This is a genomic window from Nguyenibacter sp. L1 (assembly GCF_035199985.1).
GTDB lineage: Bacteria > Pseudomonadota > Alphaproteobacteria > Acetobacterales > Acetobacteraceae > Gluconacetobacter > Gluconacetobacter vanlangensis.
This window is the reverse complement of sequence record NZ_CP127015.1, coordinates 1,565,938-1,587,213: the sequence shown is the minus strand read 5'-3', so window position 1 is coordinate 1,587,213 and position 21,276 is coordinate 1,565,938. Positions and strand designations below refer to the sequence as shown.

Genomic DNA, 21,276 nt, shown 5'->3' with positions numbered 1-21,276 from the left:
CGTCCGTGTCGTTTTCGCCTGTCGGAGGGTCATAATGGAGAATCTGCAAAATACCGGGACCCAACCCGCCGAGGGGACCCAGCCCGACGAGGGCGCGCTGCGCCGAGACCTGGCGGCGGCCTATCGCCTGCTGGCGCTCTTCGGCATGACCGACCTGGTCTATACCCACCTGTCGGTCCGCCTGCCGGGGGCGGCGCACCGGTTCCTGGTCAATCCGTACGGCTATCTGTTCGAGGAAATCACCGCGTCGTCGCTGGTGGTGGTCGATGCGGACGGGCTGCCGGCTCAGCCCACCCTCTATCCGGTCAATCCGGCGGGATTCGTGATCCATTCGGCCATCCATCGCAGCCGCCCCGACGCGGCCTGCGTGATGCACACCCATACGCTGGCGGGCATGGTGGTGGCGGCGCAGGACGCGGGCATCCTGCCGCTGAACCAGATCAGCATCGAATTTTCCGGCGACGTGGCCTTCCATTCCTATGAAGGGATCGCCGCCGACGACAATCTGAGCGAGCGTGAGCGCCTGGTGCGCGACCTGGGCGACAGGAACGCGATGATCCTGCAGAATCACGGCCTGCTGACCGTCGGGCGCACCATCGCCGAGACGTTCTATCGCACCTATTATCTCGAGCAGGCCTGCCGCATCCAGGTGGCGGCGCAATCCACCGGGGCGGCGCTGCACGTGCCCTCGCCGGAGAAGGTCGCCCGCACCCGGCGGCAGTTCGCCGAGGAGGCGGACAAGGGCGAACTGGCCTGGCAGGCGCTGCGGCGCAAGCTGGATCGGGAACAGCCCGATTACCGGGATTGATGCGGGACCGGGCCGGATTCAGGCCGCCGGACGCGGCAGGATGGCGACGAAGCCCGCGGCATCGCCGGGCGCTTCGTCCCGAGACGGGGCGCCCTCGGGCGCTCTCTCGGGCGTCGCCACGGGCGCCGGGCCGGCCGGACCGTCCGTACGGAAATCCGTGTGGAGAAGGCCGAGGATCGCCCGGGCCTGGCGGCCGCATTCATCCTCGGCCAGCCGATAGCGCACCAGCCGCCCCTGGCGCCGGGTGGTGACCAGGCCGGCACGGCGCAGCTCGGCCAGTTGCTGGCTGAGCGCCGGCTGGCCGATGCCGGTCAGCGCCTCGATGTCGCCCACCGCGTAGTCCTGTCCCCGATCGCCGTGCCCCGCCAGCAACGACAGGATCATCAGCCGCTGGGGTTGCGCCAGATGGCGCAGCCGCTCGGCCAGCCGCTCGGCGCCAGGGCGATCCAAGGAGCGGCCCGGCATGGTGGGCGCGGTCACGGGGCCGCATCCGGCCGGGTCCGGCAGAACCATCCCGGGCCGGCGTCGGCGGCGTCCTGCGCCGTGCGCACGGCGGGCAGCACGATGTTTGCCCCGGGCTGCCAGCCCTCGGGCGTCAGCGCATCGCCTCGCGCCGCGCGCTGCAGCGCCGCGACCAGGCGCAGCATCTCGGCCACCGAACGCCCGACCGACATCGGATACCAGGTGATCGCCTGCACGATCCCCGCCGGATCGATGAAATAGCTGGCCCGCACCGTGGCGCTGTCGCGGGCGGTGGCGTCCAGCATGCCGAAGGCGCGGCCGACCGCCATGGTCGGGTCCTCGACGACCGGAAAGGGGACGGGGGCGCCGAACTGGGCGCGGATGGCCTCGATCCACGCCAGGTGGGCATGCAGGCTGTCCACCGACAGGCCCAGCAGCGCGCAGTCCAGCGCGGCGAACCGCTCGGCGGCGCGGGCCAGCGCCACGAATTCGCTGGTGCAGACCGGGGTGAAATCCGCCGGGTGGGAGAAGAAGACCAGCCAGCGCCCGCGATAATCGCTCAGCCGCATCGTGCCGTGCGTGGTGCGGGCCGCGAAATCGGGCGCCGGATCGCCGATCCGCAGCGGCGCGATGCCGGAAGATGCTGCGGGATTCGAGGCGGCAGGACCAGGGGCGGCAGGGACCGGAAGGGCGGGCTGCGCGGGACGGTCGGGCGTCGGGCTGTCGGACATGGCAGGGATGTCGCATTCCATGTGGCTTGACGCAATATCAGCCATTAAATACAGATATTATGAAAGTAAGAAATTGATCGCTGGCGAGCGGGCCCGCGTGCTAATCTGACGCCATCAGGAAAGGGTGCAGGACCATGATCGCCGATCCCGTTTCCCCCTCCGCCGATCCCGCCCGCGATGCTGCCGCCCGGCAGGTCGCCGCCTGGTCGGGCCGGCCGGACGCGCCGGTGGTGCGCAGCTTCTTCGACCGGGCGACCTTTACCGCCACCCATGTGGTGTATGATCCGGCGACCCGGCAGGCGGCGGTGGTCGACAGCGTGCTGGATTACGACCCCGCCTCGGGCCGGACGGGGCACCTGTCGGCGCTGGCCGTCCTGGACTATCTGCGGGCCGAGGGGCTGCAGGTCGCCTGGCATCTGGAAACCCATGTCCATGCCGACCATCTGTCGGCGGCGCCCTGGCTGCAGCAACAGACCGGCGGGGTGCTGGCGATCGGGGCGGAAATCGTCCGCGTGCAGCAGGTCTTCGGCAAGATCTTCAACGAGGGCACCGAATTCGCCCGCGACGGGTCGCAGTTCGACCGGCTGTTCACCGATGGCGAGCCCTTCCGCCTGGGGGCGATCGATGCGATCGCCCTGCATGTGCCGGGCCATACCCCGGCCGACATGGCTTTCGTGATCGGCGACGCGGCCTTTATCGGCGACACGCTGTTCATGCCCGATTACGGGACCGCACGGGCCGATTTCCCCGGCGGCGACGCGCGGATGCTCTATCGGTCCACGCGGCGGCTGCTGTCGCTGCCGGATGCGACGCGGCTGTTCCTCTGTCATGATTACGGGGCGCCCGGGCGGCCGGATTTCGCATGGGAAACCACGGTGGGGGCCGAGCGCGCGGGCAATATCCACGTGCATGACGGCGTGGCCGAGGACAGTTTCGTCACCATGCGCACGACGCGCGACGCGGCGTTGGACCTGCCGCGGCTGATCATGCCCTCGGTGCAGGTGAATATGCGCGGCGGGCATCTGCCGCCGCCGGAATCGAACGGCACGCGCTATATCAAGATCCCGCTGGACACGCTGTAAGCGGGCCGGCCGTCGCGATGGAACCCGTGCAGGCTGGGCTGGGCGTGCTGTCGGGCGTGCTGGTCGGTTTTACCCTGGGGCTGGTGGGCGGCGGGGGGTCGATCCTGGCGGTGCCGCTGATGGTCTATCTGGTCGGGCTGCGCGACGCGCATGTCGCGATCGGCACCAGCGCGGCGGCGGTCGCCGCCAATGCCCTGGCCGGGCTGGCCAGCCACGCGCGGGCGCGAACTGTCAGGTGGCGCTGCGCAACGGTATTCGCGGCGGCCGGGGTGATGGGCGCGCTGCTTGGCGCGCATGAGGGCAAGATCATGGGCGGGCAGCGCCTGCTGCTGGCCTTCGCCGTGCTGATGGTGGGGGTGGGCGCGCTGATGCTGCGCGCGCGCGCGGGCGCGGGGGACCCGATGGCCACCTGCACCCGCGACAATGCGGGGCGGATCGCCGGCACGGGGCTGGCCACGGGCCTGCTGTCCGGTTTCTTCGGGATCGGCGGCGGGTTCCTGATCGTGCCGGGCCTGATGGCCTCGACCGGCATGCCGATTCTCAACGCGGTCGGCACCTCGCTGGTCGCGGTGGCCTGCTTCGGCTTCAGCACCAGCGTCAGCTATGCGCTGTCGGGCATGGTGGACTGGCCGCTGGCCGGGCTGTTCGTCGCGGGCGGCGTGGCAGGCAGCCTGGGCGGCACGCGGGCGGCCCGCCACCTGGCGGCGTCGCGCGGCCTGCTGACCCGGATCTTCGCCTGCATCATCTTCGTCGTGGCGGCCTATATGGTGTGGCGCGGCATTGCCGCGCCGGCCTAGGCGAATTTGGCCTACGCATTTCGCGGACGGAACACTAAGCTCGGAACGAATCGTCCCGTACCGAGGTGGATAGCTTATGACGACTGCGCCTTCCCGTGTTCCCACTCTGCCGGTTCACCGGTTTTTCGTCGATCGCTGGTCGCCGCGCGCCTATGACGGATCGGCGATGACCGAGGAGACGCTGCTGTCCTTCCTCGAAGCCGGGCGCTGGGCGGCCTCGGCCTATAATTCGCAGACCTGGCGCTTCGTCTACGCGCTACGTGGAGGACCGGACGGGGGCGCCGCGTGGGAACGGTTCGTCAGCTATCTGGTGCCGTTCAACCAGTCCTGGGCCGGCTCGGCCTCGGCGCTGGTCTTCGTGCTGTCGGCCACCACGATGGTGCCGCCGGGCAAGACCGATCCGGTGCCCGCGCCCACCCATGCCTTCGATGCCGGTGCCGCCGCCGCGCAGATCATGCTGCAGGCCACCGCGTCGGGCTGGGCCGCCCACGCGATGAGCGGCATCGACCATGACGCGATCCGCGCCGGGCTGGGCGTGCCCCAGGACCATGCGATTCACGCCGCGATCGCCATCGGCCGCCAAGCCCCGCCCGACACCCTGCCCGAGGGCCTGCGCGCCCGCGAAAATCCCTCGGACCGGCTGCCCTTGTCGCAGATCGCGTTTGCCGGCCGTTTCGGCGGGGTCCGTTCGTAAGCGTCCTTCGACGGGAATCAGCAACCGCCCGGCACGGGTCCGCGCACGCCGATACGCACGGACCCATGTCGGGCCGCGGTTGAATTGTTTCGACATCAAATTGAAATCAGGGGATTCATGAAGCGGTTGGGCTGGGTGAGGGGCGGGCTGTGCGCCCTGGTGGCGGCGGGCGCGCCGGTCGAGCCGGTGATGGCGCAGGATGGCGCGCAAGATGGCGCGCAGAACGGGGCGCCAACGGCGGCGCAGCGGGCCGATGCGCTGCTGCGGCACATGTTGCTGCAGGACCAGTTGGCCCTGGTGTTCAGCCGCGACGGCGGCGGGTTCGGGGCGCATGCCATCCCGCGGGGCGCGCTGGGGTCGGCGGCCTTCCTGCTGCCGCCCGCCCATCTCGGCCTGCCGGCATTGGAGGAAACCGATGCCGGGCTGGGGGTGGGCGATCCGCGCCATGTGCGGACCAACGGCCCGGCGGTCTCGCTGCCGTCCGGGCTGGCCACCGCCGGCACGTGGGATGTCGCCATGGCGCGCGCGGGCGGCGCGATGATCGGCGCCGAGGCGTGGCGCAACGGCTTCAACGTGCTGCTGGCCGGCGGCGCGGACCTGACGCGCGATCCGCGCAACGGGCGCAATTTCGAATATGCCGGCGAGGACCCGCTGCTGACCGGGCGGATCGTGGGCCAGACCATCGCGGGGATCCAGTCCCGGCACGTCATCTCCACGCTCAAGCATTTCGCGATGAACGACCTGGAAACATCGCGCATGACGCTCAGCGCGAACATCGCCCCAGCGGCGATGCGCGAGAGCGACCTGCTGGGATTCGAGATCGCGATCGAGACGGGACATCCGGGCGCGGTGATGTGTTCCTACAACCGGGTCAACGACCTCTTCGCCTGCGAGAACGCCTATCTGCTGACGAAAACCCTCAAGCAGGACTGGCATTATCCCGGATTCGTCATGTCGGACTGGGGCGCGGACCATACCACCGTCCGGGCCGCGCTGGCGGGGCTGGACCAGGAATCCTCGGGCGATACGATCGATGCGCGCCCGTTCTTCGGTCCGATGCTGGTCCAGGCGGTGCAGGCGGGCGCGGTGCCGCGCGCGCGGATCGCCGACATGGCGCGGCGGGTGCTGTATGCGGTCTATGATGTCGGGCTGCCCGAACATCCGCCGGTCATCACCCCGATCGACGCGGCGGCCGACACGGCGATCGCCGAGCAGGACGAGGAAGAAGGCGCCGTCCTGCTGCGCAACCGGGGCATCCTGCCGCTGCGGCGCGATGCGCATGTGCTGGTGATCGGCGGCCATGCCGATGCGGGCGTCATCTCGGGCGGCGGTTCGGCACAGGTCGTGCCCATCGGCGGCAACGCGGTGCCGGCCGACGACAAGGCGCTGCCCTGGCCCGGGGCGCCGGTCTATTTCCCCTCCGCGCCGCTGCGGGCGATGCAGGCGCTGGCCGGTGAGAAGCTGGCCTATGACCCGGGCACCGATCCGGCCCGCGCGGCACAGGCGGCGCGGCAGGCCGACGCGGTGGTGATCTTCGCCACGAAATGGTCGGTGGAATCGATCGATTCCCCCGACCTGTCGCTGCCGGACGGGCAGGACGCGCTGATTGCCGCGGTGGCGCGGGCCAATCCGCATGTCGTGGTGGTGCTGGAAACCGGCAATCCGGTGCTGATGCCCTGGCTGGAGTCGGTGCAGGCCGTGATGCAGGCCTGGTATCCCGGTTCGGGCGGCGGCCAGGCGATCGCGCGGCTGCTCTACGGCGCGGCGGCCCCGTCGGGCCACCTGCCGATAACCTTCCCCCGCGCGGCGGCGCAATTGCCGCGCCCGGACATCGCGGGGGTGCGGGCCAATACCGTGTTCGACGTCCAGTTCCACACCGACCAGGAAGTCATGTACGACGAAGGCAGCGAGGTCGGCTATCGCTGGTTCGACGCGCGCCGCCGGCAGCCGCTCTTTCCGTTCGGGTTCGGCCTGACCTACACGGATTTCCGCATGGGCGATCTGACGCTGGCGGCATCGGGCCACGATGTCGTCGCCCGGTTCACCGTGCGCAATGTCGGACCCCGTGACGGGGTCGCCGTGCCGCAGCTCTATGTCACGCTGCCCGATGGCGGCGGCCGCCGGCTGGCGGGCTGGCAGCGCCTGACGCTGGCCAGGGGCGAATCCCAACAGGTGGCGGTCACGCTCGAGCCCCGCGTCCTGGCCCGTTTCGACGACGCGGCGGATCGCTGGCGGGTGCCGGCCGGGCGGTTCCAGGTCCGTCTCGCCACCGACGCGGCGGACCAGGGCACGGTGCGGGAAATCGCCCTGGCCGGCTGGACGATGGCGCCGTAGGGCCGGCGGCGCCGGCTATTCGTCGTCCGGCCAGAGGATCGCCTGGGCCACCACGACATTCTCGCCGTTAAAGGTGGCGGCGGGCGATCCATAGAGCCTGTAGCCCAGCTCGATCGCTTCGGAGACGCGGCGGCAGAAGGCGGCATCGTCCTTGCCGGTCAACAGCCGATAGCGCGGCATGCCGTCGGGCGGGGGGTGGGGCATCGGGGCTCTCCTGTCCTTGCGCGCGCCGGTGGTGCGTTTCGGTTCGGCGCGCGATGGGCCATAGTGCAGAAAAACCGGGCCGGCGGAACCGCGCTTGCCCCCTAACGAAACAGGGAACAGAAAACAGGAGATGTCCATGCGCCCGCTGTCCATTCCCGCGCCGGATGGCGTGATCGATGCCCTGGTCTTCGTCCCGGACGGCGCCGGGCCGCATCCGGCCGTGCTGCTGTTCAGCGATATCGGCGGGCTGCGTTCCAGCTATCACGACAAGGCGCAGCGGATCGCCGATGGCGGCTATGCCGTGCTGATGCCCAACATCTATTACCGCAGCGCCGCCGGCCAGGTCGTGCCCGCCGGCCGATCCTTCCGCGATCCGGACATGCGCAATATGCTGCTGGGCTATGCCGCCCATCTGACGCCGCTGGCGCAGGCGCGCGATTTCGCGGCCCTGCTGGCCGCGATCGCGGCCGATCCGGCCTTCGCCGACGGGGCGATCGGCACGGTCGGCTATTGCATGACCGGCGCCTTCGCGCTGCGCCTGGCCGCGCTGCATCCCGACCGGGTCGGGGCCGCCGCCGCGTTCCATGCCGCGCGCCTGGCTGATGGGAATGACCCCGACAGCGTCGTCCATGCGGTCGGCGGCATCGCGGCACGGGTCTATCTGGGCCACGCGGACCGTGACGCGCTGATGCCGCCCGAGCAGATCGCGGCCATGGACCGCGCCCTGGCCGAGGCCGGCGTGCATTTCACCACCGAACTCTACAAGGGTGCGCTGCACGGCTTCACCGCGACCGACGCCCCGGTTTATAGCCCCGCGGCGGACGCGCTGCATTTCAAGCGCCTCTTTACCCTGCTGGACGAAACGTTGGGGGATAGCTCTGTTCTTTTTTGAAAAAAAGAACCAAAAAACTTCCGGACGTTCAGGGAATATGTGCCGGCCACACGCAAAGTCCCTAAACGAATAAAAGTCTTTTTGCTTCTTTTTCTTCAGAAAAAGAAGGTTCTTTTTGCCACTGGAGTGATGTTTTGCCGATCTCTCACCGCATGACCGCCGCGCTGTTGCCCGCCCTGATCCTCGCCCAACCTGCCCTTGCCCAGACGCCCCGAGCCCAGACACCCTGGGCGCCGGTCGACCCGGCGCGGATGTCGGCGGCGATGCGCACCCTGGCGTCGGATTCCTTCGCGGGACGGGCGCCGGCGACGGCGGGCGAGGCAAAGACGGTGGCGTGGCTGATCGCGCAATATCGTGCGATCGGGCTGGAGCCGGGGGGCGAGCATGGCGGCTGGACGCAGGTGGTGCCGCTGGTGCGCACCCGCATCGGCACCCCTGCGCGGCTGGACGTCACGATCGGCGGTGCGGCGACGCCTCTGGCGCCGGGGAAGGACATCTATCTTTCGACCCTGGTTCCGGATACGCGGATCCGGATCGACGGCGCGCCGCTGGTCTTCGTCGGGTACGGCGTGCACGCGCCCGAACGCGGATGGGACGATTACAAGGGCGTGGACCTGAAGGGCAAGGTCGCGGTCTTCCTGGTCAATGACCCGGATTTCGACGCGCGGCCGGGCGAGCCCGTCGCCGGCCGGTTCGGCGGCAGGACGATGACCTATTACGGACGCTGGACCTATAAATATGAGGAAGCGGCCCGGCGCGGGGCGATCGCGGCGCTGATCGTGCATGACACGCCGGGCGCGTCCTATCCGTGGACGACGGTGATCGCGCCGGGCGGCGAGGCGTTCGACATCGCGCGCACGGGGGCGGCCGACCGGCCGGTGCCCTTGCAGGGCTGGCTGCAGGGCGACGCGGCGGCGCGGCTGTTCGCCCGCGCGGGGCTGGACCTGGCGGCGCTGCGGGTGCGGGCGCGCGATCCGGCGTTCCGGCCGGTGACGCTGCCGGGGGCGGCGTTCACGGCCGATATTCCGGTCTCGGTCGCGCATCTGCAAAGCCGCAACGTCATCGGCAAGCTGACGGGCACGCGCCATCCCGACGAGACGGTGATGTTCGGCGCGCATTGGGATGCGTTCGGCACGGGGGTGGACGCGCAGGGCCGTCCCGTGATCCGGCGGGGGGCGATCGACGACGGGTCGGGGATCGCCGCGATCCTGGAAATCGCGCGCGCCTTCAAGGCGGGGCCGCGGCCCGAACGGACGGTGATGTTCGCGGCCTGGACGGCCGAGGAACGCGGCCTGCTGGGATCGAGCTGGTATGCGGCCCACCCGCTGGCGCCCCTGGCCAGGACGGCGGTGAATTTCACCATCGACGTGCTGCAGATGGCCGGGCCGTCGCGCAATGTCTTCGTGATCGGGGCGGGGCAGGACAGCGTGCAGGACGATTTCGCCACGGCGGCCCGCGCGCAGGGGCGCGTCGCGCAGCCCGAGGCGAAGCCCGAGCGCGGGGCGTTCTACCGGGCCGATCACCTGCCGTTCGCCCGGGCCGGGGTGCCGGTGCTGGCGGTGATGGACATGGCCGGGTTCCCCGACCTGCAAACCGGCGGCACCGCGGCCGGCGCGGCATGGCTGAAGGCCTATATGGAATGCTACCACCAGGCCTGCGACGCGTGGAGCCCGGCGCTGGACACGCGCGGCGCGGCGGAAGACGCGGCCCTGGTCTATCGGGTGGGCCGCGACCTGGCCTTCTCCCACGCCTGGCCGCACTGGAAGGCCGGGTCGGAATTCGCGGCAATTCGCGCGGCCAGCGCCGCCGAGCGCGGCGGAAACTGAACGGGCGTCCGCACGGAGCGGGTCAGGGCCGTTCGGGGGCGAGCAGCCCGGCGGCCCGGATCTGTGCGGGTGGACCCAAATGGCCGCGCTATGCGACCACGATCAAATTAACGGCCCAGAACGTCCTGCATCGCCGCCGTGTCGGCTATTTGCTGAAACGCCGCGATCTGCCCATCTTGCACAGTCCAAATGTGGGCAAAGGCGATATCCGCTGTCCGCCCGCTCTTTCCCTGCACATGATAGATGCCGGTACTGACCACGGTCTCACCATCTGCGACGAAGCGCTGGGGTCTCGTCTCATAGACCGCGAACTGACTTTTGACGGCAGGAAAGAAGCGCTCCGCTATGTCGTCACGCCCGTTATAGGTGCCACCCGCCGGGAAAGTTTCTAAAACCTTCCATTCGATGTGAGGAGCGAGCAAGCTTACATCGCCAGTTGCATACCATCGGCGCACGATGTCCAGAGCCGTGTTCATGCAAAATTCCTCCAATATGATTTTATCCCGGGCCTTGCCGCTCGCGATCAGCGCGTGTGCCGTCTTGAGGGTTGTGGCGCCGATTGGGCCCAACACCGCGGTGAGTGGTGCGTAGTGTGCCGTCATCCAGGATTTCGCCCTGACGGCCCATATCGGTGATCTTGAACAGAGAACGTGTATTTATCAACTCCCGATATAACGAAACGCTCTTGGTCCTGATGGGCAAATGCGTCGACGCTGGGAGGATCGACAATGAGGCCGATGCGGCCAGCGCGCCGGACTTTGACCGGGTCGCCTTTCATCATGCGTTCAACGCGGCCGTCACGGCGTTCTTCGTCGATCATCTGGGGTCACGGCGCTGAAGCGCTTCCCGGCCGGGGCCGATGGCGCAGGGCCTCGATCAGCAGGGCGAAGGCGGCCGGGGGCTGGCGGCGGCTGGGATAATAGAGGTGATAGCCGGCGAACGGGGGGCACCACTCCGCCAGAAGACGGACGAGCCGGCCGCTGTCGAGATGGGGCCGGACCTGCTGTTCGGTCAGGTAGGCCAGGCCGAAGCCGTCGATCGCGGCATCGAGGATGCGGGTCGAGGTATTGAAGACCAGCCGCCCCGCGACCCGCACGCGGAATGCGCGGCCGTCCCGCTCGAACTCCCAGGCATAAAGGCCGCCATGGGTGGGCAGGCGCAGGTTGATGCACTCATGCGCCGCCAGGTCCTGCGGCCTGTCCGGCGGCGGCCTGCGGGCGAGATAGGATGGCGCCCCCACCACCGCCATGCGCATGGCGGGCCCGATCGGCACGGCGATCATACCCCTGGCGACGGTGTCGCCGGGGCGGACCCCGGCATCGTATCCCTCCGCCACGATGTCGGTCAGGCCGTACTCGACGGCGATCTCGACCCTGATGTCGGGATAGCGGGGCAGGAACTGCCGCAGCGCCGGCCACAGCACCGCGCCGGCGGCGTTTTCGGTGGCGGTGATGCGGATGGTGCCGGCCGGCCGCTCGCGCAGCGCACCGAGCGCCGCCAGTTCGGCGTCGATCTCCGCAAGGCGCGGCTCCAGGGTCCGGAGCAGGCGCTGCCCGGCCTCGGTCGGGGCGACGCGGCGGGTCGTGCGCGTCAGCAGCCGGACGCCGAGGCGGGTTTCGAGGGCGCGGATCGTCTGGCTGAGCGCCGAGGGCGACACGCCGCGCAGCGCCGCCGCGCGGGTGAAGCTGCGTTCCTGCGCCACGGTGACGAAGGCCGCCAGGTCGTGAAGATTGTCCCGGATCATTATGAAGTTCTACTCACAGGTCCATACGGAGAACAGCGTCTAATCACCGCGGGAGCGCGTGCTAATTTTCCGGGTGCGACGGCGCGGCCCATGATGGCGGCGCGTCCGACGCCCATGGAGGAGACGCATCATGGAGATCAGGCGAAGCGGTTCGCAGCCCTCCGGGACAGGGCCCGAGGCGTATTTCACCGGCACGGTGCGGATCGACCCGCTCTTCTCCCCGCCCGATCCGGCCCGCGTGACCGGCGCCCTGGTCACGTTCGAACCGGGGGCGCGGACGGCATGGCATACCCATCCGCTGGGGCAGACCCTGATCGTGACGTCCGGTTTCGGCTGGGCGCAGCGCGAGGGCGGCCCGGTTGAGGAGATTCGTCCGGGCGACGTCGTGTGGTTCGCGCCGGGCGAGAAGCACTGGCATGGCGCCTCGCCCGCCACGGCGATGAGCCATATCGCGATCCAGGAGAAATTCGACGGCTCGCCCGTGGACTGGATGGAAAAGGTAAGCGACGATCAGTACCGGACATAAGCCACGGAAGATGAACCATGCCGCATGTCATCGTGAAGCTGTACGCCGGCAAGTCCGAGGAACAGAAGGCGCGGCTGGCCGAGGAGATCACGCGGGCGGTGATGACCGCCGTCGGCAGCAAGGAAGCGGCGGTTTCGATCGGCATCGAGGACGTCGCGCCGGCGGACTGGGTCGAGACGGTCTATAAGCCCGATATCCTGGGCAAGCCCGGCACGCTGTACAAGAAGCCCGGCTACGACCCCATGGGCGGCTGAGGAAATCCCGCGCTTTCCGTCTCGCCCAGGATGGAACGGAGCGTGCTCCAGAGTTTCGGATGTTCGACCATGCTGACCGTGAAGCGCAGCATGGTCGAGGGCGCCTGTGTCGGCGAGAACAGCGCGCCCGGCGCCAGCAGGATGCCGTGATCGGCGGCCAGGCGCGTCACGGTTTCGGAATCGCGGTGGCAGTCGGCCCAGACGAACATGCCGGCATGGGGCGGGTGCGCAATGGTCAGGCCGCATTGGACCAGGGCGTCGATGCAATGATGGCGGGCCTGGTCCACCCGCTGGCGCAGGCGGGCCAGGTGGCGGGCGTAATGGCCCTCATGCAGCAGGCGATGCACCACCTGCTCGCCCAGGGGCGGGCAGGTCAGCCCGGCCAGCAGCTTCAGTTCCGTCAGGCGGTCGATCAGCTCGGGCCGGGCCGCCAGCACCCCGACCCGCAGGCCGGCGGCCAGTGTCTTGGCATAGCCGCCGACCAGGATGACGCGCTGCAGCCGGTCCAGGGCCGCCAGGCGGATCGGCTGCCCGGGATGGAAATCGGCATAGGTGTCGTCCTCGACGATCAGGAAATCATGCCGCTCGGCCAGGCGCAGCAGGTCATGGGCGGCCGCCGCGCCCAGCGTGTGGCCGGTGGGGTTGTGCACCGCGCTGTTGATCAGGAAGAGTTTCGGCCGGCAGGCGGCGGCCAGCCGCTCCAGCGCCGCCAGGTCCGGCCCGTCCGGCCCGCGCGGCACGCCGACGATCCGCGTGCCATAGGCGGCCAGCCGCCCGAACAGCAGGAACCAGCCCGGATCCTCGACCATCACGGTATCGCCCGGCTGCACCAGCAGGCGCAGGATCAAATCCAGCCCCTGGGTCACGCCCGCAATGGTCATCAGGTTCCGGTCGGCATGGGCGGCAATCCCCTGCGCCTGCAGGCGAGAGGCCAGTTGCGCGCGCAACGGCGCGTGGCCGCGCGGATGGCCGTAATCCAGCATGGCGTCGCCCGCGTTGCGCGCCACCGCGCGGATGGCGGCATTGACCAGCGCCCCGTCCAGCCAGCCGGCGGGCAGCAGCCCCGCCGCCGCCGGAATCTCGGCCGGCCGGTCGCTGAACATGCCGCGCAGCAGCCAGGCCACATCCAGCCGGGCTGCCGGCGGGGTGGCGGGCGCGGCCGGCGGGGCCGGCACGGCATCGGCGATCGGCGGCACGCCGGCCCGCGCCCGCACGAAATAGCCCGATCCGTGCCGGGGTTCGACCAGGCCGCGCGCCACCAGCCGGTCATAGGCCTCGAGGACGGTGAAGCGGCTGACACAGGCGCTTTCGGCCATGCGCCGCACCGAGGGCAGGCGGCTGCCGGGGCGCAGCGCATGCCCGGCAATCCGCCCGGCCAGTTCGTCTTCCAACTGGGCCACCAGCGTCCGATCGCCGCCGCGCACCGGCTGCCAGCGCGGAAATGCGGCCAAGGACGGGGTGACCAGGGGAGGATTGGTCGCAACTGGCATGGTCCGGCCTCCGGAACAGTTTGAAGGAATATGTACCAACTGTACCGGTTCTGTTCCGGTTCTATGGTCAATACTGGTGCCGGACGCCCGTCCGCAACCGGAGATTTTGCGATGTCCGCCTTCTGGTCCAACGCTTTCTGGCATGATTTCGGCGCATTGTTCGCCTTCGCCCTGGTGGCCTCGATCACGCCGGGGCCGAACAACACGATGCTGGCCGCATCGGGGCTGAATCACGGCTTCCGCCGCACCCTGCCGCATATGCTGGGGGTCGCGGTCGGCTTCGTGGTCATGGTGGGGCTGGTCGGGATCGGGCTCGGCAGCGTCTTCGACCGGCTGCCGGCGCTGTACCAAGTGTTGAAATATGTCAGCGCGGCCTATCTGCTGTGGCTGGCGTGGAAGATCGCGACCGCCGCCGGCGGCGGGGGCGCGGCGGGGGCCGGCCGGCCGATCGGATTTTTCCAGGCGGCCGGATTCCAGTGGGTCAATCCCAAGGCGTGGATCATCGCCATCGGCGTGGTGTCGGCCTATACGCCGCGCGAGGATTTCCTGGTCAATCTGGCGATCGCCAGCGCGATCTGCGGCGTGGTGACGGTGCCCGCCGTCAGCCTGTGGGCCGGGTTCGGCTCGGCCATGCGGCGCTTCCTGTCCCGTCCGGCGGTGCTGCGCGGCTTCAACCTGGCCATGGCGCTGCTGCTGGTCGCCTCGCTCTATCCCCTGGTGCAGGAGGCCGTGCGATGAAGACGATCGGCTTGCTGGGCGGGCTGAGCTGGGAAAGCAGCGCGGTCTATTACCGGTTGATCAACCAGGGTGTGCAGCAGCGCCTGGGCGGGGTGCATTCGGCGCGGTGCCTGCTCTGGTCGTTCGATTTCGCCGAGATCGAGCACCTGCAGCGCGCCGGACGATGGGCGGACGCCACCGCGCTGATGATCGACGCGGCCCGGCGGCTGGAGGCGGGCGGTGCCGATATCGTACTGATCTGCACCAACACCATGCATCGCATGGCCGATGCGGTGCAGGCGGCGCTGGCGGTTCCCCTGCTGCACATCGCCGACCCGGTGGCCGCAAGGCTCCGTGCCGACGGCCGGCGGCGCGTTGCGCTGCTGGGGACGCTGTTCACGATGGAACAGGATTTCTATCGCGGGCGGCTGGCCCGCATGCATGGGCTGGAGGTGCTGACCCCCGATGCGGCAGATCGCCGGGCGCTGCATCGCATCATCTATGACGAACTGGTCCGGGGGACCATCCTGCCGGAATCGCGGCAGGCGGTATGCGCCATCATCCGGCGACTGGCGGATCAGGGGGCGGAGGCGGTCATCCTGGGCTGTACCGAAATCATGCTGCTGGTCGGCCCGGACGACAGCGCGCTGCCGCTCTACGACACCACCGCGCTGCATGCCGAAGCGGCGGTACGGCTCTGCCTGGAATAGAAGACGGGCCGCACTCGAGCGCGGCCCGCACGGGCCAAAGATCAGAACGGGCCAAAGACCGGAAACAGCCGGTCAGGACCAGGAAGAATTGCCGCGGTGCGACGGGATAGCCGGTATATTGCCCGGACGCGCCGGTGGCCAGGATCGTGTCCCACCCGCGTCGCCCGCGTTTATCGCCACCCGCCGCCCAGCGCCTTGACCAGCGCGACATAGGCGGCCAGGCGGCGCGTGGCGATGTCGACTTCGGACAGCCGGTCGGACAATTCGATATTGCGCGCCACGATCACGCTATAATCATTCGCCAGGCCGCCGGTGCCCAGTTGCCCGGCGCGGTGCGTGGCGTCGGCGGCGGCCAGGACGGCTTCGTGCTGGCTGACGGATTCCTCGGCCAAATGGCGCAGGGCGGCCAGGGCGTCCTCGACGTCGCGCCACGCATCCAGCACGGTCTGGCGGTACCGGGCCACGGTTTCGTCATGGGCCGCGCCGGCGTGGGCGTTCAGCGCGGCGCGCCGGCCCCCGTCGAACAGGTTCAGCACGGCCTGCGGGCCGAACGACCAGGCCTGGGCCGGCGCGCTCAGCAGGTGGTTGGGCATGGCGGCCTGCACGCCCATCAGCGCGTCGAAGGTCAGGGCGGGGAAATAGGCGGCGCGGGCGACGCCGATCTCGGCATTGGCCGCCGCCACGCGCCGTTCGGCCGCCGCGATGTCGGGGCGGCGCTGCAGCAGGGTGGCCGGCAGGCCGGGCGCGATGCCGGGCGGGTCGGCGGGCAGCGGGCGGGGCGGCAGGCTGAAGAAGGCGGGCGGCTGGCCGGTCAGAACGGCGATGGCATGTTCCAGGGTCGCGCGCTTCAGCCGGTTGTCGGTCTGCTGGGTGATGACGGATTGCAGTTGCGCCTGCGCCGCCGAAAGATCAGGCTGCGCGATATAGCCGACGTTGAATTGCGCCTGGGTCAGGTCCAGCGCATGGCGGTCGTTGCGGACGGTGCGGTCCAGCACGTCCTGCTGCGCGTCATAGCCGCGCAGCAGGATATAGTCGGTGGCGAGTTCGGCATGCAGGCTCAGCGCCACGCTGGCCAGGTCGCCCGCGCTGGCCGCGGCCCGGGCCCGGCCGGCCCTGGCCTGGTTGCGCACGCGGCCCCAGACATCGACCTCGTATTGCAGGTCCAGCCCCAGGCTGTAGTTGTTGAAGGTGCGGTTGCGAAAGACGTTGGCGACCGCGCCGGATAACCCGTTGCGGCTCCACGCGCCGTTGAGATCCAGGGTGGGATAGTAATCGGCCTGGGCGGTCCGCGCGTCGGCGCGGGCCTCGTCGAACTGGGCCACGGCGATCCGCAGATCCTGGTTGGCGGCGGTGACGGCGTCTTCCAGCCGGTCCAGGTCCGGGTCGCGGAACATGCGCCACCAGGCGCCTTTCGGCGCCGCGTCCTGCGGCGTGGCCTGTATCCAGCCGGCCTGTTCCTTGAAGGCGGGCGGAACGGGCATGGTCGGCGGGGCGTAACGGGGGGCCAGGTCGCAGCCGGCCAGCAGGACCGGCATGGCCAGCAGGGCCGGCATCAGCCGGATCGCGGCGCGGGCGGCGGGCGCACGGGTCATTGCGGGGCGCCGGTCCGCACGGGCTGGCCGTCGGTCAGGGCGGCGGGCGGGTTCAGCACCACCTGGTCGCCGGGGGCGATGCCGGTCAGGATCTCGACGCTGGTGCCGAAATCGCGGCCCATCGTCACCGCATGCAGCCGGGCCCGGCCGTCGGGCGCCAGGGTGGCGACGCGCAGCCCCTCGGCCCGGAACAGCAGGGCGTTCGCCGGGATGCGCACGCCCCGGTCGGGGACCGGCAGAACCAGCCGCACCTGGGCATAGCCGCCGGGCAGCAATTCGCCCCGGGGATTGTCGGCGCGCAACTGCGCCAGCAGGGTGCGCGGACCCGGTTGCAGCGCGTTCGCCGTGCGGGTCAGGGTGGCTGCGAAGACCCGGCCCGGATATTCGGGCAGGCGCAGCTCGGCCGCCAGGCCGGGTCGGATCGTGGGGGCATAGGCCTGCGGCACCTGGACATAGACGCGCAGCCAACTGATGTCCGCCACCCGGAACAGTTCCGGCCCCCCGCCGCTGCCGGCGTCGATCAGGCTGCCATTGTCGGTTTCGCGCGCCGTGACGATGCCGTCATAGGGAGCCAGAACTTTTTCGAACCGCACCAATTGCTCCAGGCGCCGCACATTGGCCTGGTTCGAGGCCACGGCGGCGGCGCGGGCGGCGGCGTCGCTGGCGGCCTGGTCGTTCTGCTGGGCTGAGACCGAACGCGTCGGCAGCAGGGCGCGCACCCGCCGCGCGGTGGCCTGGGCGAGCATGTCGCTGGCGCGCGCCGTCATCAGGTCGGCCTGGGCCTGGCGCAGTTCCTGGTCGATTTCGGGGGATTCGATCTCGGCCAGCACCTGGCCTGCGGTCACGCGGGTGCCGATATCGGTATACCAGCGCTTCACATAGCCGCTGGTGCGGGCATAGATCGGCGTGTCGTAGGCGGCGCTCAGCGTACCGGGCAGGCTGACCGCCTCGAGCCCCGGGCCGGCCTGCGCACGCATCACGGCGACGAAGGGCTCGGCCGCCGCGTCGGTCGCGCGCCGCAGCGCCTGTTCGGCGCGGATGCGCGAGACGATTCCCCACAGGGCGGCGCAGGCCGCCAGCAGAAGCAGCAGCGCCAGCCACAGCCGCGCATGGCCCGCACGGGGGGCGGCCGGGCGGGCGGTCATGCCCGGTCCGCCGGGGCGCCGGCCAGGGTACCGGACGGGGTGCCTCGGCCATGCACTAGCGCGAACACCACGGGCACGAAGATCAGGGTCGCCACGGTGGCGAACAGCAGGCCGCCGATCACCGCACGGCCCAGCGGCGCGTTCTGCTCGCCGCCTTCGCCCAGGCCCAGCGCCATCGGCACCATGCCGATCATCATCGCCAGCGCGGTCATCAGCACGGGGCGGAACCGGGTGAATCCGGCTTCGATCGCGGCGCGGCGGGCGTCGGCGCCGGCCTGGCGCATCTGCTCGCGCGCGAAGCTGACCACCAGGATGCTGTTGGCTGTCGCGACGCCGATGCTCATGATCGCGCCGGTCAGGGCAGGGACGCTCAGCCGCGTATGGGTCAGGAACAGCATCCACACGATGCCGGCCAGCGCGGCCGGCAGGGCGGTGATGATGATGAACGCGTCGGTCCAGGACTGGAAATTGACGACGATCAGCAGATAGACCAGCAGGGTCGCGAAGCCCAGCCCGGCGAACAGCGCGGTGAAGGACTCCGTCATGGTTTCGACCTGTCCGCGCACGGCGACGCGCGACCCGCGGGGCAAAGCAGGGCGGGCATGGGCGACGATGCGGTCGATGTCGGCGGCCACCGCGCCCAGGTCGCGGTCCTGGGTGGTGGCGTAGATATCGACGGTCGGGGCCACGTTGTAATGGGTCTCGACCGACGGGCCGACATTGCGGGTGATGGTGCCGACCGCGCCCAGAATCTGCTGCGGACCTTGTTGCGGACTCTGTTGCGGACCCAGCCGGGCGCCGCCCGGCGCAGCCGGCGAGAGGGCGGTCAGCGGAATGTTGCGCAGCGCGTCCAGCGAATCCAGTTGGTATTGCGGGGTCTGCGCCACCAGCGGATAGGACACGCCGTTGCCCGGATCCAGCCAGAAGCTGGGATTGATCTGAAAGGTGCCGGACAGCGCGGCCAGCAGCGCGTTGGCCACGTCGCGCTGGGTCAGCCCGATATCGCGGGCGCGGCTGCGATCGACCTGCACGTCGAATTCCGGATTGTCGTAATCCTGCTGGATGCGCGCGTCGGCGATGCCGGGCACGCGCCGGATGGCGCGCAGCAGCCCCTGGGCATAGCGGTTGTCGGCCGCCAGGTTGAAACCGCTGACCTGGACGTCGATCGGTGCGGGCGTGCCGAAATTCAGGATCTGGGTCACGATGTCGGCGGGCAGGAAGGCGAAGCCGACGCCCGGAAAGCGCGCCGGCAGCAGCAGGCGCAGCCGCCGCACGTAATCCGCCGTGGGGTCGTGCCCGTCCTTCAGCGTGATCAGGATATCGGCATCGGCGGCCGTGGTGGGGGCCGAGGTGCTATAGGTCATGTTGATGCCGCTGACCGGCAGGCCGATATTGTCGACCAGGCTGGCGATCGCGCGGGCGGGGATGACCGTGCGGACCGCGTCTTCGACCTGGTCGCACAGGCGGGCGGTTTCCTCGACGCGCAACCCGGCATGGGCGCGGACATGCAGCCGGATCTGCCCGCTATCGACCGAGGGGAAGAAATCGCGGCCCAGCCAGGGAAAAAGCAGCAGCAGCGACAGCACGACCCCGCCCAGGAACAGCGGCACGAAGGCGCGGCGGCGCGCCATGGCGGCCTCCAGCGCCGTGCGGTAGCGATCGCGCGCGCCGGTAAAGCCGCGTTCGAAGGCCCGTTGCAGGCGGACCAGCGGGTTGCGCGGCGCGGCATCGCCGTCCTGTCCGGCATGCCGGCGCAGCCAGTATTTCGCCAGGGTCGGCACCAGCGTGCGCGACAGCAGGTACGAGGCGAGCATGGCGAAACAGATCGCCTCGGCCAGCGGCACGAACAGAAAGCGTGCCACCCCGCCCAGGAAGAACATCGGCGCGAAGACGATGCAGATGCACAGCGTGGCGACGAAGGCCGGCACCGCGATTTCCTGCGCCCCGGCCAGGATGGCGGGTTCGACCTCGGCGCCCGCTTCCAGATGGGCGTTGATGTTTTCGATCGCGACCGTGGCGTCGTCGACCAGGATGCCGACCGCCAGCGCCAGGCCGCCCAGGGTCATGATGTTGATCGTCTGCCCCAGCGCATAGAGCGCGATCAGCGAGGACAGGATCGAAAGCGGGATGGATATCGTGATGATCAGGGTGCTGCGCCAACTGCCCAGGAACAGCAGGATCATCAGCCCGGTCAGGGTGGCGGCGACCAGCGCCTCGCGCACCACGCCGTCGATCGCGGCGCGGACGAAGACCGACTGGTCGCCGATCGGGTCGATCCGCAACGCGGGCGGCGAGGCGGCGCGCACCTGCGGCAGGCGGCCCTTGATCTGGCTGATGATGTCCAGCGTCGAGGCGTTGCCGGTCTTCTGGATCGTCATCAGGCTGGCATGCCGTCCGTCGACGCGCACGATATTGGTCTGCGGCGCCGAGCCGTCGCGCACATGCGCCACGTCGTGCAGCAAAAGGATCGTGCCGCCGATCGCGGCGATCGGCAGGTCGTTCATCGCCTGCGCGGTCAGCGGGCTGCCGTTCAGCCGGACATTGTATTCGAATTCGCCGATCTTCTCGGTGCCGGCGGGAATGATCAGGTTCTGGGCGTTGATCGTGTCGACGATGTCCTGGGCCGAGACGCCGCGCTCCTGCATCCGGGCCTGGTCCAGGTCGATCTGGATCTGCCGCTGCCGCCCGCCATAAGGATAGGGGATCGACGCGCCCGCCACGCCGGCCAACTGGGTGCGCACGAAATTATTGGCCAGGTCGAACAGCCCCTGCTCGGTGATGGTGGGGCTGGACAGCGCAAGCTGGATGATCGGCACGCTGGACGCGTTGTAGGACAGGATGAAGGGCGGCGTGATCCCCGGTGGCAATTGCTTCAGCCAGGCCTGCGACACGGCGGTCGCCTGGCTCATGGACAGGTCGACATTGGCCCCGCGGTGAAAGAACAGTTTCACGATCGCCATGCCGGTCAGGGACTGCGATTCGATATGGTCGATATCGTTCACCGCGACCAGGCAGGCGCGTTCGAAACCGCTGGTGATCCGCCCGCTCATGTCCTGGGGCGGCATGCCGCCATAGGTCCAGATGACGCTGATGACCGGGATGTCGATGGCGGGAAAGATGTCGGTCGCCATGCTCAGCACCGCCAGCGGCCCCAGAACGGCCAGCAGCAGCGCGAGCACGATGAAAGTATAGGGTCGGCTCAGCGCGATCCTGACGATCCACATCTATCCTGTTCCCGGGGCCGGGCCGCGGCCCCGGCGATGAAGAC

Annotated in this window: 21 protein-coding genes; 12 read left to right on the top strand and 9 right to left on the bottom strand. The window is 69.6% G+C overall.

The window, feature by feature from the left end; genetic code table 11:
* Positions 1–34: 34 nt before the first annotated feature.
* The gene (locus QN315_RS07275; protein WP_323992553.1) at positions 35–808 is read left to right on the top strand and encodes a class II aldolase/adducin family protein; all 774 of its coding nucleotides are present in this window, start codon (positions 35–37) and stop codon (positions 806–808) included.
* Positions 809–826: 18 nt separating this feature from the next.
* Here QN315_RS07275 and QN315_RS07270 read toward each other — a convergent pair whose 3' ends face one another.
* Complete coding sequence (locus QN315_RS07270) at positions 827–1,288, bottom strand: metalloregulator ArsR/SmtB family transcription factor (protein ID WP_323992551.1); 462 nt, start codon at positions 1,286–1,288, stop codon at positions 827–829.
* Positions 1,285–2,001 (bottom strand): peroxiredoxin, encoded by a 717-nt coding sequence (locus QN315_RS07265; RefSeq protein WP_408904600.1) that lies wholly within the window; start codon positions 1,999–2,001, stop codon positions 1,285–1,287. Before QN315_RS07265 ends, QN315_RS07270 begins: the two co-directional genes overlap by 4 nt.
* Positions 2,002–2,135: 134 nt before the next feature.
* Here QN315_RS07265 and QN315_RS07260 point away from each other — a divergent pair, with 134 nt between their 5' ends.
* The 4 genes from QN315_RS07260 to QN315_RS07245 all read left to right on the top strand — a co-directional run bounded on the left by QN315_RS07260 (position 2,136) and on the right by QN315_RS07245 (position 6,908).
* On the top strand, positions 2,136–3,083 hold the full coding sequence (locus QN315_RS07260) for an MBL fold metallo-hydrolase (RefSeq protein WP_323992549.1): 948 nt from the start codon (positions 2,136–2,138) through the stop codon (positions 3,081–3,083).
* 17 nt (positions 3,084–3,100) lie between these two features.
* Positions 3,101–3,880, top strand: a complete 780-nt coding sequence (locus QN315_RS07255; RefSeq protein WP_323992548.1) for a sulfite exporter TauE/SafE family protein — start codon at positions 3,101–3,103, stop codon at positions 3,878–3,880.
* 76 nt (positions 3,881–3,956) lie between these two features.
* Entirely contained in the window at positions 3,957–4,574 is a 618-nt protein-coding gene (locus tag QN315_RS07250; RefSeq protein ID WP_323992546.1) for a nitroreductase family protein, read from the top strand.
* A gap of 117 nt (positions 4,575–4,691) precedes the next feature.
* Positions 4,692–6,908: a glycoside hydrolase family 3 C-terminal domain-containing protein gene (locus QN315_RS07245; RefSeq protein ID WP_323992544.1), complete on the top strand. Its 2,217-nt coding sequence runs from the start codon at positions 4,692–4,694 to the stop codon at positions 6,906–6,908.
* Between the two features lie 15 nt (positions 6,909–6,923).
* On the opposite strand, the gene QN315_RS07240 is transcribed toward QN315_RS07245, so the two are convergent.
* Positions 6,924–7,112, bottom strand: a complete 189-nt coding sequence (locus QN315_RS07240; protein ID WP_323992542.1) for a DUF1737 domain-containing protein — start codon at positions 7,110–7,112, stop codon at positions 6,924–6,926.
* Positions 7,113–7,248: 136 nt separating this feature from the next.
* Here QN315_RS07240 and QN315_RS07235 point away from each other — a divergent pair, with 136 nt between their 5' ends.
* Positions 7,249–8,004: a dienelactone hydrolase family protein gene (locus tag QN315_RS07235; protein WP_323992540.1), complete on the top strand. Its 756-nt coding sequence runs from the start codon at positions 7,249–7,251 to the stop codon at positions 8,002–8,004.
* A gap of 152 nt (positions 8,005–8,156) precedes the next feature.
* Complete coding sequence (locus QN315_RS07230) at positions 8,157–9,830, top strand: M28 family metallopeptidase (protein WP_323993303.1); 1,674 nt, start codon at positions 8,157–8,159, stop codon at positions 9,828–9,830.
* A 107-nt stretch (positions 9,831–9,937) separates the two neighbouring features.
* Here the strand turns inward: QN315_RS07230 and QN315_RS07225 are convergent, their stop codons facing one another.
* Positions 9,938–10,432, bottom strand: a complete 495-nt coding sequence (locus tag QN315_RS07225) for a nuclear transport factor 2 family protein (RefSeq protein ID WP_323992538.1) — start codon at positions 10,430–10,432, stop codon at positions 9,938–9,940.
* 83 nt (positions 10,433–10,515) lie between these two features.
* On the opposite strand from QN315_RS07225, the gene QN315_RS07220 reads away from it, so the two are divergent.
* Complete coding sequence (locus QN315_RS07220; RefSeq protein WP_323992536.1) at positions 10,516–10,668, top strand: hypothetical protein; 153 nt, start codon at positions 10,516–10,518, stop codon at positions 10,666–10,668.
* Here the strand turns inward: QN315_RS07220 and QN315_RS07215 are convergent.
* Positions 10,657–11,574 (bottom strand): LysR family transcriptional regulator, encoded by a 918-nt coding sequence (locus QN315_RS07215; protein WP_323992533.1) that lies wholly within the window; start codon positions 11,572–11,574, stop codon positions 10,657–10,659. The genes QN315_RS07220 and QN315_RS07215 overlap by 12 nt on opposite strands.
* Before the next feature lie 130 nt (positions 11,575–11,704).
* Between QN315_RS07215 and QN315_RS07210 the strand changes: the two genes are divergently transcribed.
* Positions 11,705–12,100, top strand: coding sequence for a cupin domain-containing protein (locus tag QN315_RS07210; RefSeq protein ID WP_323992531.1), 396 nt, complete (start codon positions 11,705–11,707; stop codon positions 12,098–12,100).
* Between the two features lie 17 nt (positions 12,101–12,117).
* Positions 12,118–12,354: a tautomerase family protein gene (locus QN315_RS07205; protein ID WP_323992529.1), complete on the top strand. Its 237-nt coding sequence runs from the start codon at positions 12,118–12,120 to the stop codon at positions 12,352–12,354.
* On the opposite strand, the gene QN315_RS07200 is transcribed toward QN315_RS07205, so the two are convergent.
* The gene (locus tag QN315_RS07200; RefSeq protein ID WP_323992527.1) at positions 12,333–13,844 is read right to left on the bottom strand and encodes a PLP-dependent aminotransferase family protein; all 1,512 of its coding nucleotides are present in this window, start codon (positions 13,842–13,844) and stop codon (positions 12,333–12,335) included. The two genes, QN315_RS07205 and QN315_RS07200, sit on opposite strands and share 22 nt — an antisense overlap.
* A 111-nt stretch (positions 13,845–13,955) precedes the next feature.
* Between QN315_RS07200 and QN315_RS07195 the strand changes: the two genes are divergently transcribed.
* Together QN315_RS07195 and QN315_RS07190 are read left to right on the top strand one after the other, a co-directional pair.
* Positions 13,956–14,582: a LysE family translocator gene (locus tag QN315_RS07195; RefSeq protein WP_323992525.1), complete on the top strand. Its 627-nt coding sequence runs from the start codon at positions 13,956–13,958 to the stop codon at positions 14,580–14,582.
* The gene (locus QN315_RS07190; protein WP_323992524.1) at positions 14,579–15,271 is read left to right on the top strand and encodes an aspartate/glutamate racemase family protein; all 693 of its coding nucleotides are present in this window, start codon (positions 14,579–14,581) and stop codon (positions 15,269–15,271) included. The genes QN315_RS07195 and QN315_RS07190 overlap by 4 nt, the downstream gene beginning before the upstream one ends.
* Positions 15,272–15,441: 170 nt before the next feature.
* On the opposite strand, the gene QN315_RS07185 is transcribed toward QN315_RS07190, so the two are convergent.
* Genes QN315_RS07185 through QN315_RS07175 form a run of 3 tightly spaced genes read right to left on the bottom strand, consistent with a single transcriptional unit; the run spans position 15,442 to position 21,232 of the window.
* A complete protein-coding gene (locus QN315_RS07185; protein ID WP_323992522.1) occupies positions 15,442–16,863 on the bottom strand; it encodes an efflux transporter outer membrane subunit in 1,422 nt (473 codons plus the stop codon).
* Positions 16,860–18,008: an efflux RND transporter periplasmic adaptor subunit gene (locus QN315_RS07180; protein WP_323992520.1), complete on the bottom strand. Its 1,149-nt coding sequence runs from the start codon at positions 18,006–18,008 to the stop codon at positions 16,860–16,862. Before QN315_RS07180 ends, QN315_RS07185 begins: the two co-directional genes overlap by 4 nt.
* A complete protein-coding gene (locus QN315_RS07175) occupies positions 18,005–21,232 on the bottom strand; it encodes an efflux RND transporter permease subunit (protein ID WP_323992518.1) in 3,228 nt (1,075 codons plus the stop codon). Before QN315_RS07175 ends, QN315_RS07180 begins: the two co-directional genes overlap by 4 nt.
* Positions 21,233–21,276 lie beyond the last annotated feature (44 nt).

Excerpts from the sequence above, each read along its gene's own strand:
- QN315_RS07275 (WP_323992553.1), top strand. The coding sequence starts at position 35 with ATGGAGAATCTGCAAAATACCGGGACCCAACCCGCCGAGGGGACCCAG.
- QN315_RS07265 (WP_408904600.1), bottom strand. The coding sequence starts at position 2,001 with ATGTCCGACAGCCCGACGCCCGACCGTCCCGCGCAGCCCGCCCTTCCG.
- QN315_RS07260 (WP_323992549.1), top strand. The coding sequence starts at position 2,136 with ATGATCGCCGATCCCGTTTCCCCCTCCGCCGATCCCGCCCGCGATGCT.
- QN315_RS07255 (WP_323992548.1), top strand. The coding sequence starts at position 3,101 with ATGGAACCCGTGCAGGCTGGGCTGGGCGTGCTGTCGGGCGTGCTGGTC.
- QN315_RS07250 (WP_323992546.1), top strand. The coding sequence starts at position 3,957 with ATGACGACTGCGCCTTCCCGTGTTCCCACTCTGCCGGTTCACCGGTTT.
- QN315_RS07245 (WP_323992544.1), top strand. The coding sequence starts at position 4,692 with ATGAAGCGGTTGGGCTGGGTGAGGGGCGGGCTGTGCGCCCTGGTGGCG.
- QN315_RS07240 (WP_323992542.1), bottom strand. The coding sequence starts at position 7,112 with ATGCCCCACCCCCCGCCCGACGGCATGCCGCGCTATCGGCTGTTGACC.
- QN315_RS07235 (WP_323992540.1), top strand. The coding sequence starts at position 7,249 with ATGCGCCCGCTGTCCATTCCCGCGCCGGATGGCGTGATCGATGCCCTG.
- QN315_RS07230 (WP_323993303.1), top strand. The coding sequence starts at position 8,157 with ATGACCGCCGCGCTGTTGCCCGCCCTGATCCTCGCCCAACCTGCCCTT.
- QN315_RS07225 (WP_323992538.1), bottom strand. The coding sequence starts at position 10,432 with ATGACGGCACACTACGCACCACTCACCGCGGTGTTGGGCCCAATCGGC.
- QN315_RS07215 (WP_323992533.1), bottom strand. The coding sequence starts at position 11,574 with ATGATCCGGGACAATCTTCACGACCTGGCGGCCTTCGTCACCGTGGCG.
- QN315_RS07210 (WP_323992531.1), top strand. The coding sequence starts at position 11,705 with ATGGAGATCAGGCGAAGCGGTTCGCAGCCCTCCGGGACAGGGCCCGAG.
- QN315_RS07205 (WP_323992529.1), top strand. The coding sequence starts at position 12,118 with ATGCCGCATGTCATCGTGAAGCTGTACGCCGGCAAGTCCGAGGAACAG.
- QN315_RS07200 (WP_323992527.1), bottom strand. The coding sequence starts at position 13,844 with ATGCCAGTTGCGACCAATCCTCCCCTGGTCACCCCGTCCTTGGCCGCA.
- QN315_RS07195 (WP_323992525.1), top strand. The coding sequence starts at position 13,956 with ATGTCCGCCTTCTGGTCCAACGCTTTCTGGCATGATTTCGGCGCATTG.
- QN315_RS07190 (WP_323992524.1), top strand. The coding sequence starts at position 14,579 with ATGAAGACGATCGGCTTGCTGGGCGGGCTGAGCTGGGAAAGCAGCGCG.
- QN315_RS07185 (WP_323992522.1), bottom strand. The coding sequence starts at position 16,863 with ATGACCCGTGCGCCCGCCGCCCGCGCCGCGATCCGGCTGATGCCGGCC.
- QN315_RS07180 (WP_323992520.1), bottom strand. The coding sequence starts at position 18,008 with ATGACCGCCCGCCCGGCCGCCCCCCGTGCGGGCCATGCGCGGCTGTGG.
- QN315_RS07175 (WP_323992518.1), bottom strand. The coding sequence starts at position 21,232 with ATGTGGATCGTCAGGATCGCGCTGAGCCGACCCTATACTTTCATCGTG.